We start from the raw sequence: 13,188 nt of genomic DNA, 5'->3' as shown, positions 1-13,188 counted from the left end.
TCTTTCATGCGGCGCTGTCCGCCAAGGATGCCTTGCTTCATCTGCGTAGAACCTTTGTGACGCGTCGCCGCTGTACGCAAGCGTGCGCCGGCGTTGTGTTGGGATGGACCTTGTTGATGCCCGCCGCCGCGCACGCGCAGGCAGCGGCACCCGCGCCGGACTACATGAGGGCCACCACGCCGCTTGCCGGCGCCTTTGAGCTGGAGGGCTACCCCAAGTCCAAACTGCGGCAAATCAAGTATCGCGGCAAAGTGTTGCGGCCGCTGAACGCGTATGAGTTCATCTACGTCAAGGCGCTGGGCCCGACGCAAGGCGGTCAGCCGATACTGTTGGCGGTGTCGGATGAGTTCATGGGCGTGGGCACCATACTGATCGCCGTGCAGAACGACACGCCGCTTGCGCGGGTGCTGAGCCCGACCGTCGATATGCGCGACCCGGACATGGGGTTCGCGCAGCCCGGGCGCCAGGACCTGCTGCTGTTCACCGCGGGGTCGCGCGCGCTGGTGACGTCCACGGGGCAGGTGCTGTGGTTCGAGCATTTGCGGCCCAAGGAATATGTGCATTCCATACCGCTTCTGGTGTCGGTGGCGCCCGACAACCGGCATGGCGCGCTGCTGTTGGACAACGAGATCCGGCTGAGCGGGGCGGACGAAGGCCCTTATGCCAGCGTGCCGTTCACCAAGGCGATGCAAAGCAAGGCGTTCAAGGCGGCCTGGGACCAAAGCTACGCGCAGGCCAAAGAAGCGCTGGACGAAGGCAAGCGTATCGACCAGCGCCGCCTGTACGCCAACATGAAGGCGGAATGGGTCAACCGGAATTTCCAATGGCAGGAAGGCAAGGACGGCTGGCAACTCATCGGGCAGGGCCTGAAGCCCGTTGCGCTTCCGATCCAAACCCGGCAGGGGCGATAACGTGATGTCTTTCTATCAAGGATTTTGCGGCTTGGCGCTTGCGTGCACGGTATTGCTTGCCGGGTGCGCGGGCCGCGCCGACGTGTATGAAAGGCATGCCCGCACGGAAGACGCCAATCCCGCCGATGTGGCGATGACGCTTGACGTGACGTTCGCGCGGGCGCCGGATTACGAGCCGAAGACGAACGAGTACGGAACGAAAGCCAAGCGGCTGGAGTATTCCGGCTATCCCAGCATCGACGTGCCGTTCTACCAGAAAGGCCTGGGGTTCGACCTGGGCGTGCTGGGCGATCCGCGGGCGTTGCTGGCGTTGCCATATCCGTCGCCCGCCATCCGGACGACCGCCGCGCAACTGAAAATTTTCGGCGAACGCCTGGACGCCACGCGCTACCGCTTCGTCGTGCTGCCGCGGCCGGGATGGAACAGCATGAACAGCTTTCAGGTCGCCTTCGCCATCAATGGGCGGCGCGAAGGCATGACGTTCGCGTACAGCGCGAAGACGGTGTGCGAAAGCCGCTTCGACGTGACGACGCCGACGTACGGTTTCGGGATGTCGGTGGCCGCGAGCTTCCCGGGCGGCAAGCCCGGATGCCTGAAGGCTTGCGATGCGCGTCCCGGATACCCGGGGCAATGCGCGTTCTTCTCCGGCGTCGAATAAGGCGCCGAATCAGTCCGTCAGGTCTTTGACCGCGTTTTCGACCAGGCCCTGCAACCACGCCAGGGCCGCGTCGGCGGGCGCGCGCCGGCTGCAGACCATGTCGATGCCGAAGGGGCCCGGGTCCACTTCGGGCGGCAAGGGCCGCAGGCTCAGGTTCTGGCCCGCCAGCCGCAATGCGGCGCGGCGCGCCAGGGTGGCGATCAGGTCCGTGCCCGCCACCGCGTGCGGCAACGCGACGATGTGCGCGAAAGTGCAGGCGACGCGGCGCTTGCGGCCCAGCCGCGCCAGGCCGGCGTCCACCACGCCGCGCGCCGACCCGTCGTCGCTGGGCGCGAACAGCGCGTGCGGCAGCGCCACGTAGCGGTCCAGGTTCAGCTTGCGGCCGCGCAGGCCCGGATGCTGCCTGTCTGCGATGCAGACGAACGATTCCTCGTACAAAGACGTGACGCGCATCCGCTTGGGCGGCGTCAGGTGTCCGCCGATGGCGATATCCACGGTGCCGTTGTCCAGCTGTTCATAAATGGTGGCACGGTCCAGCCGGGCCACGCGCAGGTCGGCCGCGGGCGCTTCGCGCCGTAGCCGGGCGACGATGTGCGGCACCAGCACGACGTCGGCGTAGTCGCTGGCGGCGAGCGTGAAGCGGCGCCCATCGGCTGCCGCCGGGTCGAAGCCTGCGCCTTGCGCCAGCGCGCGGCGGATCTGGTCCAGCGCGCTGCGGATGGCGGGCATCAGCGCGACCGCATGGTCGGTGGGCTGCATGCCGTCGGCGGTGCGCACGAAGAGTTCGTCATTGAAGACGCGGCGCAGCCGGTTGAGCGCGCTGCTGACCGAGGGCTGGGCGCGGTGAATGCGCTGTCCGGCCAAGGTCACGTTGCGGGTGTCGTACAGCGCTTCGAAGGCGACCAGCAGGTTCAGGTCTACGGCGGATAGATTCATACCATCAATAGTACGAATAACGATTATCGATTTCAACAATTGTTGGAAGCGCTTCTACCATGGCCGGCATGGATACAGAAAAGGAACATGCCATGCCCACCGTGCTGATCACCGGAATCGAACCCTTCGACGGCGAAACCCTCAATCCGTCCTGGGAGGCCGCCCGCCGCCTGGACGGGCAGATTGTCGCCGGCGCGCGTCTGGCGGCGCGCCAGCTGCCCTGCGTGATCGGAAAGGTGGTGGGGGTGTTGCGGCAGGCGATCGAGGACGTGCAGCCGGACGTGGTGATCTGCCTGGGCCAGGCGGGCGGGCGCAGCGACCTGACGATCGAGCGGGTCGCGATCAACGTGGTGGATGCGCGCATTCCTGACAACGAGGGCCATCAGCCCATCGACGAACCGGTGGTCGATGGCGGTCCGGCCGCGTACTTTTCATCCTTGCCCATCAAGGCCATCGTGCGCGATCTGCGCGCAGGCGGCGTGCCAGCCTCGGTATCGCTGACGGCAGGCACGTACAACTGCAACGCCATCTTCTACGGACTGGCCCACTTCATCGCCACCGAGCGGCCGGCGCTGCGTGGGGGATTCGTGCACGTGCCGTATCTGCCCGAGATGGCCACGCACCACCCCGGCGCGCCCAGCCTGGCGCTGGACGTGCTGGTGCATGGCGTGAAGATCATGGTGGCGACTTCGCTGGCCGTCACGCAAGACATCAAACTGGGCGGCGGCGCGCTGCATTGAAACGGAGCAGTCAAGATGACGAACTCATTGGCAAGCGCGGACGCCTTCTCGCTGGACGGCGTGGCGTTCCGGCATCGGCGGGTATCGGTGGATGGCCTGGGCTTTCACGTGGTGGAAGGGGGCGCCGGGCCGGCCCTTATCCTGCTGGCGGGTTTTCCGCAGAGCTGGTACGCGTGGCGCCGGGTCATGCCGCTGCTGGCGCCGCATTTCCGCGTGTTCGCCGTGGACCTGCCGGGGCAAGGCGATTCGGACAAACCGCTGGATGGCTACGATACGCGCACGGCGGGCGAGCGGTTGCGCGCCTTGTTCCACACCATGGGCCTGACGCGCTATGCGCTGGCGGGGCATGACATCGGCGCCTGGATCGCGTACCCGTATGCGGCCCGCTATGCCGCCGAGGTCGAACGCGTGGTGCTGCTTGACGCCAACATCCCGGGGGTGACGTTGAAGCCCGCCATCGAACTGGGGCCCGACAACTGGAGGAGCTGGCATTTCCTGTTCAACAGCGTGCCGGACCTGCCCGAAGCGCTGCTGGCCGGGCGGGAACGCATCCTGATCGAATGGTTCTTCTCGCGCAAGACCGCCAACAAGCCGGGCGTCTTCAGCCGTGCGGACATCGATGAATACGAACGCGTCTATCAGACCCTGGGCGGCCTGCGGGGCATGCTGGGGTATTACCGCGCGGCCGGCGAAGACGCGGCGCAGAACGCGGCGTTGCGCGGAACGCCGCTGACAGTGCCGGTGCTGGCGCTGGGCGGCGCCCAGGGAAGCGCGCCGGATCTGTACCCGGCCTTGAAGGCGTTGGCACGCGACGTGCAGGGCGGCGTGCTGGATGATTGCGGCCATTATCTGCCCGAAGAGCAGCCGCGCGAACTGGCGCGCCGCATGCTGGCCTTCCTGACGCAACCGTCCACGCAAACCCGCGGATAGTCCCCATCCGCGCACGCAAGGCGGGCTATTTTCACATTGCGTATCGGTATTTGTTGGGGCCGTGCGCCGCACCTATCCTGTTTTTACCGAACAGACAGGGGCGGCACATGAGCACTGTAGAACACACGCGGCTGGATATCCGGCCGCTTTCCGTCTTTACCGGCGCCGAGATCCACGGCGTCGATCTGACCCGGCCATTGAGCGGCGGCGAGGTCGACCAGATCAAGGCGGCGTTGCTGCGCTGGAAGGTCGTGTTCTTCCGCGACCAGCATATCGACCACGCGCAGCATTTGGCGTTTGCGCGGCATTTCGGGCGGCCGACCTCGGCGCATCCCTACGATGCCAACCCGCCCGAAGGCTATCCGCAGATCCGCACCATTTCGTCCTCATCGAAGACCGGCCGTCGCGGCGAGCGCTGGCATACCGATGTGACCGGCGTGGTCAATCCGCCTGCGGGATCCATCCTGCGCGCCGGGCATCAGGTGCCTGCGTATGGCGGCGACACGGTCTTCACCAACCTGGTGGCGGCCTATGAGCACTTGTCGCCCGCGTTGCGCGCGCTGGCGGACACGCTATGGGCCCGCCACCAGTTCGGGGGCTACAACGGCGATTTCGATAATCAGACCGTCTACGCGCAGCGCGTGCAGGCCAGCCCGCTGGTGTCGGAACACCCCGTGGTGCGGGTGCTGCCCGAAACGGGTGAACGGGCGTTGTTCGTGAATCCGGGCTTCACGCGGCGCATCAAAGAGGTCAACGAAGAGGAAAGCCGGCACTTGCTGAACCTGTTCTTCGAAGAAATCACGCGGCCCGAGTACACGGTGCGCTTCCGTTGGGAACCCGGCAGCATCGCCTTCTGGGACAACCGCGCCACCGCCCATCAGGGGCCTGGCGACTTCGCCTATCTGGACGTGGAGCGGGTGCTGTATCGCATCACCCTGGAGGGCGACGTGCCCGTGGGCGTGGATGGCCGCCATTCGAATGCCGTGCTGGGCAAGCCGTTCAGCGCGTTCGGGGTGGACACGGGGGCGGCGGCATGAGCGTCAAGCAGAGATTGGCCGGCAAGTCCGCATGGCGGGCAGGCCTGGGATTGGTGGCGGGCGTGGTGCTGGGGGCGGGGCTGTTGAGCAATTTCGCGGGTTCCGCGCCGGTGCCAGGCGAAGACGCCAACCGCTATCCGAACCGCCCGGTCAAGATCATCGTGCCGGTGTCCGCGGGCGGCAGCGCCGACAAGCTGGCGCGCACGGTGGCGCAGAAGCTGGGCGAAAAGTGGCATCAGAGCGTGGTGGTCGAGAATCAGCCGGGCGCCAGCAGCGCCATCGGCAACGCGGCGGTCGCGCACGCGCGGGGCGACGGCTACACCTTGCTGTTGAGCGGCGACGCCTTGTCGCTGAACGCGCTGCAACCGGGAAAGCTGCCCTATGACCCGGGAAAAGACCTGCAAGGGGTCACCAAGGCGGTCGTGAATCCGCAACTGCTGGTCGTGCGGCCGGGATTGGGCGTGAAGACATTCCAGGAGTTCGTGGCGCTGGTCAAGCGGCGGCCGGGCGAGATATCGCTGGCCTTGCCGGGCGGCACCGGCAGCTTGCAGCATCTGGCGGTAGAGCTGCTGAACGAACGCATCGGGGCCAAGACCAATCAGATCCCGTATCCGGGCGGCGGGCCGGCCACGCTGGACGTGTTGGGCGGCCATGTGGATGCCATGCTGATCACGCTGGCCGCCGCCACCGAGAACGTCCGCAACGGCAAGCTCGTGGCGCTGGCCGTCACCACGCCATACCGCTCCAAGGCGCTGCCGGACGTGCCGACCATCCAGGAGGCCGGGCTGCCGGACTATGTGGTCGAAAGCTGGCAAGGGTTCTCGGTGCCGGCTTCGACGCCGCGCGCCATCGTGGACCGGATCAACCGCGACGTGGTGGCGGTGCTGCGCGAACCGGAGACGGCGGCGCTGCTTGAGAACCTGGGCTTCACCATCGCGGCGACCCCGCCCGAAGCCGTGGACCAGACGGTGCGGGACGACATCGCGACCTATCGGCGCGTGATCGCGTCGGCGCAAGTGAAGCTTAAGTAGTGCGGTTTCCTGTCATATCGTTATAGGCGCACAGGCGTCTTCCCCCTGGGAAACGACGCCCCGCATATTGATATCTGAAAGTCTTCTTTGTCTTGCCGGCCCGCGGCCCGCAGCATGGACCTCCGTTCAATGCATACGACAAGACGACAACATGGCAATCCGCAAGACATCGGGCGCAGCCCGCACCGCAATCGCGCTGGCGCTGGCGTTGGCCGCAGGCATAGCCCACGCCGACGCCACGCTGGACAAGATCAAAGAGCGGGGCACCGTCACCATCGGCGTGCTGGCCAACGGCGGTGTATTCGGATCGCTGGACCCGGCCACCCAGCAACTGGTGGGCTGGAATCCGGAACTGGCGCGTGAACTGGCCCGCGGCCTGGGGGTGAAGGCGGAGCTGGTGCAGGTGCAGACCGCCACCCGCACGCAATTCCTGATCTCCGGCAAGGTGGACCTGCTGATCGCATCGATGGAGCTGAATCCGGAACGCGCCGACATCCTGGGCTATGCCCCCACGCCGTTCTTCCGGGTGGGCGGCGCGGCCGCCACGCTGAAGACCAGCGGCATCGCCAAGTGGGAAGACCTGCGCGGCAAGCCGGTGTGCGTCTCGCAGGGCAGCAGCTTCGCCCGGCCGCTGTCGGCCGATTACGGCGCGGTAGTCAAGGGCTACAAGAGCTCGTCGGATTCGCTGCTGGCGCTGCGGGGCGGCCAGTGCGTGGCGGCCGTGCACGATTCCACGCTGATCCATCCCTTGCTGCGCAGCAATCCGGAATGGGCCGATTACCACGCGCCCATCGCTACCGACGTGCTGCCGGCCAACTCCGTGGTGTGGACCCGCAAGGGCGAGGCCGACACCATCGCCGCGGTCGACAAGGTGGTGCAGGACTGGCACCGCACGGGCTGGCTGATCGCCACGGAAAAACGCCTGGGGATCGAACCGGCGCAACCGCTGCTGCAGGAACTCAACGCGAAATACAAACAAGGCAGCTAAGCGCGGGCCTGGACTGGAACGGAAAGCAGACATGATGCATATCAGCATGAACATGGCGGAAAGCAAGGCGGGGCTGAAGGCCGCAGCGGCTGTCGCCCTCGCGGCCCTGGCCGGATTGGCCTCGGGCGCCGCGCACGCGGACGCCACCCTGGACAAGATCAAGCAGCGCGGCAAGATCGTGATCGGCGTGGACGGCGCCAGCCCGCCCTTCGGCATCCTGGACCCGGCGACCGGCAAGGTCGGCGGCTTTCAGACCGAACTGGGCGCCGACATCGCGAAGCGCCTGGGCGTGACGCTGGAAACCGTGCCCGTCACGGCGTCCACGCGCGTGCAATTCCTGCAGGCCGGCAAGGTCGACCTGCTGATCGCCAACATCCAGTGGACGCAGGAGCGCAGCGAGATCCTGAGCTATGCGCCCACGCCCTACAACCTGGTGGGCGGCGCGGCGATGGTGTCGAAGAAAAGCGGCATCAAGCGCTGGGAAGACCTGAAGGGCAAGGTGGCCTGCGTGTCGCAGGGCAGCAATTTCGCCAAGCCTTTGCAGGATACGTACGGCGCGGTGGTCAAGGGCCTGCGCAACATCCCCGAGTCGCTGCTGGCGTTGAAGGGCGGCAGCTGCGATGCGTCGGTGCACATCCAGCCGGCGCTGTATGAGACGCTGCATGGCCCGAACGGCAAGGAATGGAACGACTTCGAGCTGGCCACGTCCGACCAGTTGATTCCGTCGCCCACGGTCATCTGGACGCGCCGCAACGAAGCCGACACGCGCTCCTTCGTCGACGGCGTGATCCGGGATTGGCTGACGACCGGCCTGCTGACCAAGGAAGCCGACCGTTTCGGCGTGCCGGCGGATTACCTGAGGCAGGCGACCGCGCAGGCGCAAGCCGGAACGTTCGACAGCGCGCCGCCCGAGGCGCAGGCCAAGCCATGACGGCCGCAACCGCCGATTCCCTGCTGGCCGCCTTGCGTGCCCGGCTGGGGCAGGAGTGGGTGTGGACCGGTGCCGACGCCGAGCCGTACTTGACGGACCAGCGCGGCCGCCTGCACGGGCAGGCGCTGGCCGTGGCGCGACCGGCCGACGCCGAAGAGGTGGCGGCCGTGTTGCGCTTGTGCCGGGCGGCCGGCGTGCCGGTCGTGCCGCAAGGCGGCAACACCGGTTTGATGGGCGGTGCCACGCCCGAGGCCGGCGGCCAGGCGGTGCTGCTGTCGCTGGGCCGGCTGAACCGCGTGCTGGCGCTGGATACCGACAACGACACCATCACGGTGCAGGCCGGCTGCGTGCTGGCCGCCGTGCAGGAAGCCGCGCGCCAGGCGCAGCGCTTGTTCCCCTTGAGCCTGGGGTCGGAAGGCAGCTGCACCATCGGCGGCAACCTGTCCACCAATGCCGGCGGAACGCAGGTGCTGCGCTACGGCAACACCCGCGAATTGACGCTGGGGCTGGAGGTGGTGACGGCCGAAGGTGAGATCTGGAACGGGCTGCGCGGCCTGCGCAAGGACAACACCGGGTATTCGCTTAGGGACTTGTACATCGGCAGCGAAGGAACGCTGGGCGTGATCACGGCCGCTACCCTCAAACTGTATCCGTTGCCGGGCGGGCAGGGGAGCGCCTTCGTGGGCTTGCCGTCCATCGACGCGGCGCTGGCCTTCCTGTCGCTGGCGCGCCAACGCCTGGGCGCGGCGTTGACGGGTTTCGAACTGATCAGCCAGCCGGTGCTGGACCTGGTGGCCCGCCATGTGCCCGATCAGCCGCTGCCGCTGCCGGGGCTGGGCCAGCCCTGGTATGCCTTGCTGGAAGCGTCCTCGGAATCCCCCGACGGCGCGGGCGCCGCCTTGTTGCGGCTGGGCCAAGAGGCGCTGGAAGCCGGCCTGCTGGCCGACGCGGTGATCGCGCACAACCTCCAGCAGTCGGCGGCATTCTGGCGCCTGCGCGACGAGGCGATCGGCGTGGCGCAGGCGCGCGACGGCGGCAACGTCAAACACGACATTTCAGTGCCGATCTCGTGCGTTCCGGCCTTCCTGCGTGGTGCGGCCGACGCCCTGCGCGCGCTGGACGCGGGGCTGCGGCCGATGGCGTTCGGCCATCTGGGCGACGGCAACCTGCACTACAACGTGTCGCACGACCCCTCGCGGCCCGTGCGCCACCTGTTTGAACTGGAAGACCGCATCCACGACATCGTGCATGCGCAGGCGCACGCCCAAGGCGGTTCGATCAGCGCCGAGCACGGCATCGGCCAGGTCAAGCGCGACGCGCTGCCCCGCTACAAGAGCCCGCTGGAACTGGCCCTGATGCGCCGCATCAAGCAGGCGCTGGATCCTTTGAACCTGATGAATCCCGGAAAGGTACTGTCATGACCGAAACCCTGTTTCCCGGCGTGTTGTCCCGCCGCGCCCGCAGCGCCGAGCTGTCTCCCATCGCCGCCGCCGGCGCTCGCGCCGCGCGTCTGGCGGCCGAGGGCCGCTCGATCATCGTGCTGACCTCGGGCGAGCCCGATTTCGATACGCCGGCCCCGATCAAGGACGCCGCCAGTGCCGCGCTGGACCAGGGGCAGACGAAGTACACGCCTACCGCAGGCACGGCGGCGCTGCGCCGCGCCGTGGCCGACGGCTATCGCCAGCGCCACGGCCTGGACGTCGACGCGTCCAACGTCATCATCTCCAACGGCGGCAAGCAGGTGATCTACCTGGCGCTGAACGCCACCCTGGACGACGGCGACGAAGTCATCGTCTCGGCGCCGTACTGGCCCACCTTCCCGGACGCGGTGCGCATTAACGGCGGCGTGCCGGTGATCGTCGGCACGCGCGCGGAAGACGGCTTCAAGCTGACGCCCCAGGCGTTGCGCGACGCGATCACGCCACGCACCAAGTGGCTGATCCTGAACTCGCCCGGCAACCCGACCGGCGCGGTCTATACGGCCGATGAACTGCGGGCGCTGGCCGACGTGCTGCGCGGCGCGCCGCATGTGCTGGTGCTGTGGGACGAGATGTACGAAGAAATCTGGTTTGGCCAGCCGCCCGCGCACTGGTTGCGCGCCGCGCCCGACCTGGCGGGCCGCACGCTGGTGGTGAACGGCGTGTCCAAGGCCTACGCCATGACGGGGTGGCGCATTGGCTGGGGAACGGGCCCGCAGGCCCTGATCCACGCGCTGGAAGCCGTGCAGTCGCAGGTGTCGTCCGGCCCCAGCTCGTTGGGGCAGGCGGCGGCGCTGGCGGCCTTGCAGGGGGCCGCCGACGGCTTCGTCGAGACCGCCCGGAAAGCCTATGCGCGCCGCGCGGAACGCGTCGTGAACGGCCTGGGCGCGGTGCCTGGCGTGCAGGTGCATGCGCCGCAGGGATCGTTCTTCGCCTGGATCGGCGTGGCCGGGCTGATCGGCGCGGCGCGCCCGGACGGTCGGCGCATCGAAGATGACGGCGACGTCGTGGACTGGTTGCTGGAATCAGAGGGCGTGGCGGTGGTGCACGGCGCGGCGTATGGCTTGTCGCCGTATCTGCGGCTGTCGTTCGCCGCATCGGACGCGAACATCGACGTGGCGCTTGAGCGCATCGGGCGGGCGGTGGCGGCCTTGTCGCTGCGCGAGGCGCTGGAGGCCGCCGCATGATCGATTCGGTGCTGCATGCCTGGGTGGCGTTCTTCAAGCCACTGGGCCTTAACTACAGCTTCGTCCAGGATCCGGGCGAACTGTCGGCGTTCGGGCACGGGCTGCTGGTGACACTGCAGCTATGCGCCTGGACCATTCCGGTCAGCCTGCTGTTCGGCGTGCTGATCGCGGCGGCGCTGACCAGCGGCCGGCCGTGGCTGGCGCGGCCGTTGCAGGCCTTTGTGGAGGTCACCCGCAACACGCCCACGCTGGTGCAGCTGTACTGCGCCTTCCTGGTGCTGAACATGTTGATCACGCAGAAGCTGGGCGGCGGCAACCCCATCACGCCGTTCGCCTGGGTGGTGATCGTGGTGGCGCTGCACAAGGGCGTGTTCCATGCCGAAGCGCTGCGTGCGGGCATCGAGGCCGTGCCGCAGGTGACGATGGAGGCGGCGCGCTCGCTGGCGTTTTCGCGGCGGCAGATCCTGGTGCAGGTGCAGCTGCCGCTGGCGGCGCGCTTCGCCTTGCCGGCGCTGGTCAACAACCTGGTGGACCTGGTGAAGATGACCGCCATCGCCTCTGCCATCGCGGTGGGCGACGTGACCTACGAATCCATCATGATCTGGTCGCACCGCGACAACGTGCTGGAGCTTTTGCTGCTGATCCTGCTGTACTTCGGCCTGCTGACCTGGCTGGTCAGCGTGGCGGGCCGTTGGCTGGAAGACCGTTTGAGGATGCCCGGCTATGGCCAATGACCTTGCATTGCCGTCCGGCCGCACGCACGCGCCTGGACGATTCATGCCCGCCTTGCTGCGCGACCCCTGGTTCGGGCTGTTGCTGGCGCTGGTGGCGCTAGGCGCCGTGTGGGCCGTGACCGGGACGACGCCCGCCGCCGTGCTGGCGCTGTGGCATTGGTCGCCGGCGTTGCTGCGCGGGCTGGGCATGAACATCCAGATCAGCCTGCTGGCGATGGCGCTGGGCACCGTCGCCGGGCTGGTGGTGGGTGCGCTGTCCCTGTCGCCGTCGCGGCAGCTGCGGCGCCTGACGCGAGCCTATGTGCTGCTGTTCCGCAACGCGCCCATCCTGGTGCTGGTGTACTTCACGACCTACGTGTTCCCGTTCGAAGTGAATGTGGCGGGCTGGTATCTGCCGTTTCCGGACTGGATCAAGGTGGTGATCGGGCTGGGGCTGCCGGCCAGCGCCAACGTGGCCGAGATCTTCCGCGGGGCGATCCAGTCGATTCCCAGCGCCCAATGGGAGGCCGCGCAGTCGTTGGCGTTCAGGCGGCCGCAGATCTTCCGGATGATCGTGCTGCCGCAGTGCGTGCGGCGCATGCTGCCGTCCTGGATGAACCTGATGGCCAGCATCACCATGAGCACATCGCTGGCTTCGCTGGTGGGCGTGCACGACCTGGTCGACACCGCCACCGTCGCCAGCAACACCGTCGCCCGCAGCGACTTCACCATCCTGGTCTATTTCACGCTATTGGCGCTTTTCTTCGCCTATTGCTATCCCATCGCGCGTTGGACGCGGTATCTGGAACGACGCCATGAACATTATTGATTTTTCGCCGCTGGTCAGCCTGCGCGACGTCCACCTCGCTTTCGGCGATACGGAGGTGCTCCAGGGTATCGACGTCGAGGTCAAGCAGGGGCAGGCGGTGTCCATCATCGGCCCGTCCGGTTCGGGTAAATCGACCATCCTGCGTTGCATCACGGGCTTGCTGCGCCCGCAGCGTGGCGCGATCCAGGTGGGCGATGTGCGCGTGGACAAGCTGAAGACGGAATCCGACTTCATCGCGCTGCGCAAGCGCGTGGGCTTCGTGTTCCAGCAATACAACCTGTTCCCCCACCTGAGCGTGCTTGAAAACCTGGTGATATCGCCCATCAAGGTCGGCGGGCAACCGCGTGCGCAGGCCGAGGCCCGCGCACGCGAGCTGCTGGCAAAGGTGCGGATGGATCACAAGGCGCAGGCCTATCCCGGAGAACTCTCGGGCGGCCAGCAGCAGCGGGTGGCCATCGCCCGTGCGCTGACCATGCAGCCCGAGCTGATCCTGTTCGACGAAGTGACCTCGGCGCTGGACCCGGAAATGGTGGGCGAAGTGCTGACCGTCATCCGCGACCTGGTGCAGGACGGCCTGACCTGCGTGTTGGTGACGCACGAAATGCGCTTTGCCGAAGAGGTCAGCGACACCGTGTACTTCACCGAGGCCGGCCGCATCGTCGAATCCGGGCCGCCGTCGCGCATCTTCGGGGCGCCGCACAGCGAACGCACGCGGGCCTTCCTGCAGCGCTCGTCCGGCGCGCCCGCCGCCCGCCGTGCCTTGCCCGACCCCATCGCAAGCTACCTGACCTTTGATCCGCTGCGTCTGGCGGTGTGATC

General features: G+C 67.3%; 14 protein-coding genes. 13 read left to right on the top strand and 1 reads right to left on the bottom strand.

Annotated elements, in window-relative coordinates; genetic code table 11:
• Window positions 1-116: 116 nt before the first annotated feature.
• Both A9973_RS04820 and A9973_RS04815 read left to right on the top strand, forming a co-directional pair.
• Window positions 117-911, top strand: coding sequence for a hypothetical protein (locus A9973_RS04820; RefSeq protein WP_183012627.1), 795 nt, complete (start codon window positions 117-119; stop codon window positions 909-911).
• A 4-nt stretch (window positions 912-915) separates the two neighbouring features.
• Complete coding sequence (locus tag A9973_RS04815) at window positions 916-1,569, top strand: hypothetical protein (RefSeq protein WP_183012626.1); 654 nt, start codon at window positions 916-918, stop codon at window positions 1,567-1,569.
• Between the two features lie 9 nt (window positions 1,570-1,578).
• Here the strand turns inward: A9973_RS04815 and A9973_RS04810 are convergent, their stop codons facing one another.
• Window positions 1,579-2,505: a LysR family transcriptional regulator gene (locus A9973_RS04810; RefSeq protein ID WP_183012625.1), complete on the bottom strand. Its 927-nt coding sequence runs from the start codon at window positions 2,503-2,505 to the stop codon at window positions 1,579-1,581.
• Between the two features lie 92 nt (window positions 2,506-2,597).
• Here A9973_RS04810 and pcp point away from each other — a divergent pair, with 92 nt between their 5' ends.
• The 11 genes from pcp (at window position 2,598) to A9973_RS04755 (ending at window position 13,186) form a co-directional block, all read left to right on the top strand.
• Complete coding sequence (gene pcp, locus A9973_RS04805) at window positions 2,598-3,245, top strand: pyroglutamyl-peptidase I (RefSeq protein ID WP_183012624.1); 648 nt, start codon at window positions 2,598-2,600, stop codon at window positions 3,243-3,245.
• A gap of 15 nt (window positions 3,246-3,260) precedes the next feature.
• A complete protein-coding gene (locus A9973_RS04800) occupies window positions 3,261-4,175 on the top strand; it encodes an alpha/beta fold hydrolase (RefSeq protein ID WP_183012623.1) in 915 nt (304 codons plus the stop codon).
• Between the two features lie 107 nt (window positions 4,176-4,282).
• A complete protein-coding gene (locus A9973_RS04795; protein ID WP_183012622.1) occupies window positions 4,283-5,212 on the top strand; it encodes a TauD/TfdA family dioxygenase in 930 nt (309 codons plus the stop codon).
• Window positions 5,209-6,243, top strand: a complete 1,035-nt coding sequence (locus A9973_RS04790) for a tripartite tricarboxylate transporter substrate binding protein (protein ID WP_183012621.1) — start codon at window positions 5,209-5,211, stop codon at window positions 6,241-6,243. Before A9973_RS04795 ends, A9973_RS04790 begins: the two co-directional genes overlap by 4 nt.
• A 151-nt stretch (window positions 6,244-6,394) precedes the next feature.
• The gene (locus tag A9973_RS04785; protein ID WP_183012620.1) at window positions 6,395-7,231 is read left to right on the top strand and encodes a transporter substrate-binding domain-containing protein; all 837 of its coding nucleotides are present in this window, start codon (window positions 6,395-6,397) and stop codon (window positions 7,229-7,231) included.
• A 34-nt stretch (window positions 7,232-7,265) separates the two neighbouring features.
• Window positions 7,266-8,162 (top strand): transporter substrate-binding domain-containing protein, encoded by an 897-nt coding sequence (locus A9973_RS04780; protein ID WP_370539458.1) that lies wholly within the window; start codon window positions 7,266-7,268, stop codon window positions 8,160-8,162.
• Complete coding sequence (locus A9973_RS04775) at window positions 8,159-9,583, top strand: FAD-binding oxidoreductase (RefSeq protein ID WP_183012619.1); 1,425 nt, start codon at window positions 8,159-8,161, stop codon at window positions 9,581-9,583. Before A9973_RS04780 ends, A9973_RS04775 begins: the two co-directional genes overlap by 4 nt.
• Window positions 9,580-10,827 carry an aminotransferase class I/II-fold pyridoxal phosphate-dependent enzyme gene (locus A9973_RS04770; RefSeq protein WP_183012618.1) on the top strand — a complete coding sequence of 416 codons (1,248 nt, stop codon included), beginning with the start codon at window positions 9,580-9,582 and terminating at the stop codon, window positions 10,825-10,827. Before A9973_RS04775 ends, A9973_RS04770 begins: the two co-directional genes overlap by 4 nt.
• Window positions 10,824-11,561 carry an amino acid ABC transporter permease gene (locus tag A9973_RS04765; protein WP_183012617.1) on the top strand — a complete coding sequence of 246 codons (738 nt, stop codon included), beginning with the start codon at window positions 10,824-10,826 and terminating at the stop codon, window positions 11,559-11,561. The genes A9973_RS04770 and A9973_RS04765 overlap by 4 nt, the downstream gene beginning before the upstream one ends.
• Entirely contained in the window at window positions 11,551-12,369 is an 819-nt protein-coding gene (locus A9973_RS04760) for an amino acid ABC transporter permease (RefSeq protein ID WP_183012616.1), read from the top strand. The genes A9973_RS04765 and A9973_RS04760 overlap by 11 nt, the downstream gene beginning before the upstream one ends.
• Window positions 12,356-13,186: an amino acid ABC transporter ATP-binding protein gene (locus A9973_RS04755; protein WP_183012615.1), complete on the top strand. Its 831-nt coding sequence runs from the start codon at window positions 12,356-12,358 to the stop codon at window positions 13,184-13,186. The genes A9973_RS04760 and A9973_RS04755 overlap by 14 nt, the downstream gene beginning before the upstream one ends.
• Window positions 13,187-13,188 lie beyond the last annotated feature (2 nt).

This window comes from Achromobacter sp. UMC46 (assembly GCF_014170335.1).
In the GTDB taxonomy this organism is placed as follows: domain Bacteria; phylum Pseudomonadota; class Gammaproteobacteria; order Burkholderiales; family Burkholderiaceae_B; genus Achromobacter.
This window is presented reverse-complemented; position numbering and strand designations above follow the sequence as displayed.

What these genes read in the sequence shown, in the direction of transcription:
- A9973_RS04770 (WP_183012618.1), top strand. Translation starts at nt 9,580, where the DNA reads ATGACCGAAACCCTGTTTCCCGGCGTGTTGTCCCGCCGCGCCCGCAGC.
- A9973_RS04780 (WP_370539458.1), top strand. Translation starts at nt 7,266, where the DNA reads ATGCATATCAGCATGAACATGGCGGAAAGCAAGGCGGGGCTGAAGGCC.
- A9973_RS04785 (WP_183012620.1), top strand. Translation starts at nt 6,395, where the DNA reads ATGGCAATCCGCAAGACATCGGGCGCAGCCCGCACCGCAATCGCGCTG.
- A9973_RS04800 (WP_183012623.1), top strand. Translation starts at nt 3,261, where the DNA reads ATGACGAACTCATTGGCAAGCGCGGACGCCTTCTCGCTGGACGGCGTG.
- A9973_RS04765 (WP_183012617.1), top strand. Translation starts at nt 10,824, where the DNA reads ATGATCGATTCGGTGCTGCATGCCTGGGTGGCGTTCTTCAAGCCACTG.
- A9973_RS04815 (WP_183012626.1), top strand. Translation starts at nt 916, where the DNA reads ATGTCTTTCTATCAAGGATTTTGCGGCTTGGCGCTTGCGTGCACGGTA.
- A9973_RS04820 (WP_183012627.1), top strand. Translation starts at nt 117, where the DNA reads ATGCCCGCCGCCGCGCACGCGCAGGCAGCGGCACCCGCGCCGGACTAC.
- pcp (WP_183012624.1), top strand. Translation starts at nt 2,598, where the DNA reads ATGCCCACCGTGCTGATCACCGGAATCGAACCCTTCGACGGCGAAACC.
- A9973_RS04790 (WP_183012621.1), top strand. Translation starts at nt 5,209, where the DNA reads ATGAGCGTCAAGCAGAGATTGGCCGGCAAGTCCGCATGGCGGGCAGGC.
- A9973_RS04795 (WP_183012622.1), top strand. Translation starts at nt 4,283, where the DNA reads ATGAGCACTGTAGAACACACGCGGCTGGATATCCGGCCGCTTTCCGTC.
- A9973_RS04760 (WP_183012616.1), top strand. Translation starts at nt 11,551, where the DNA reads ATGGCCAATGACCTTGCATTGCCGTCCGGCCGCACGCACGCGCCTGGA.
- A9973_RS04810 (WP_183012625.1), bottom strand. Translation starts at nt 2,505, where the DNA reads ATGAATCTATCCGCCGTAGACCTGAACCTGCTGGTCGCCTTCGAAGCG.
- A9973_RS04775 (WP_183012619.1), top strand. Translation starts at nt 8,159, where the DNA reads ATGACGGCCGCAACCGCCGATTCCCTGCTGGCCGCCTTGCGTGCCCGG.
- A9973_RS04755 (WP_183012615.1), top strand. Translation starts at nt 12,356, where the DNA reads ATGAACATTATTGATTTTTCGCCGCTGGTCAGCCTGCGCGACGTCCAC.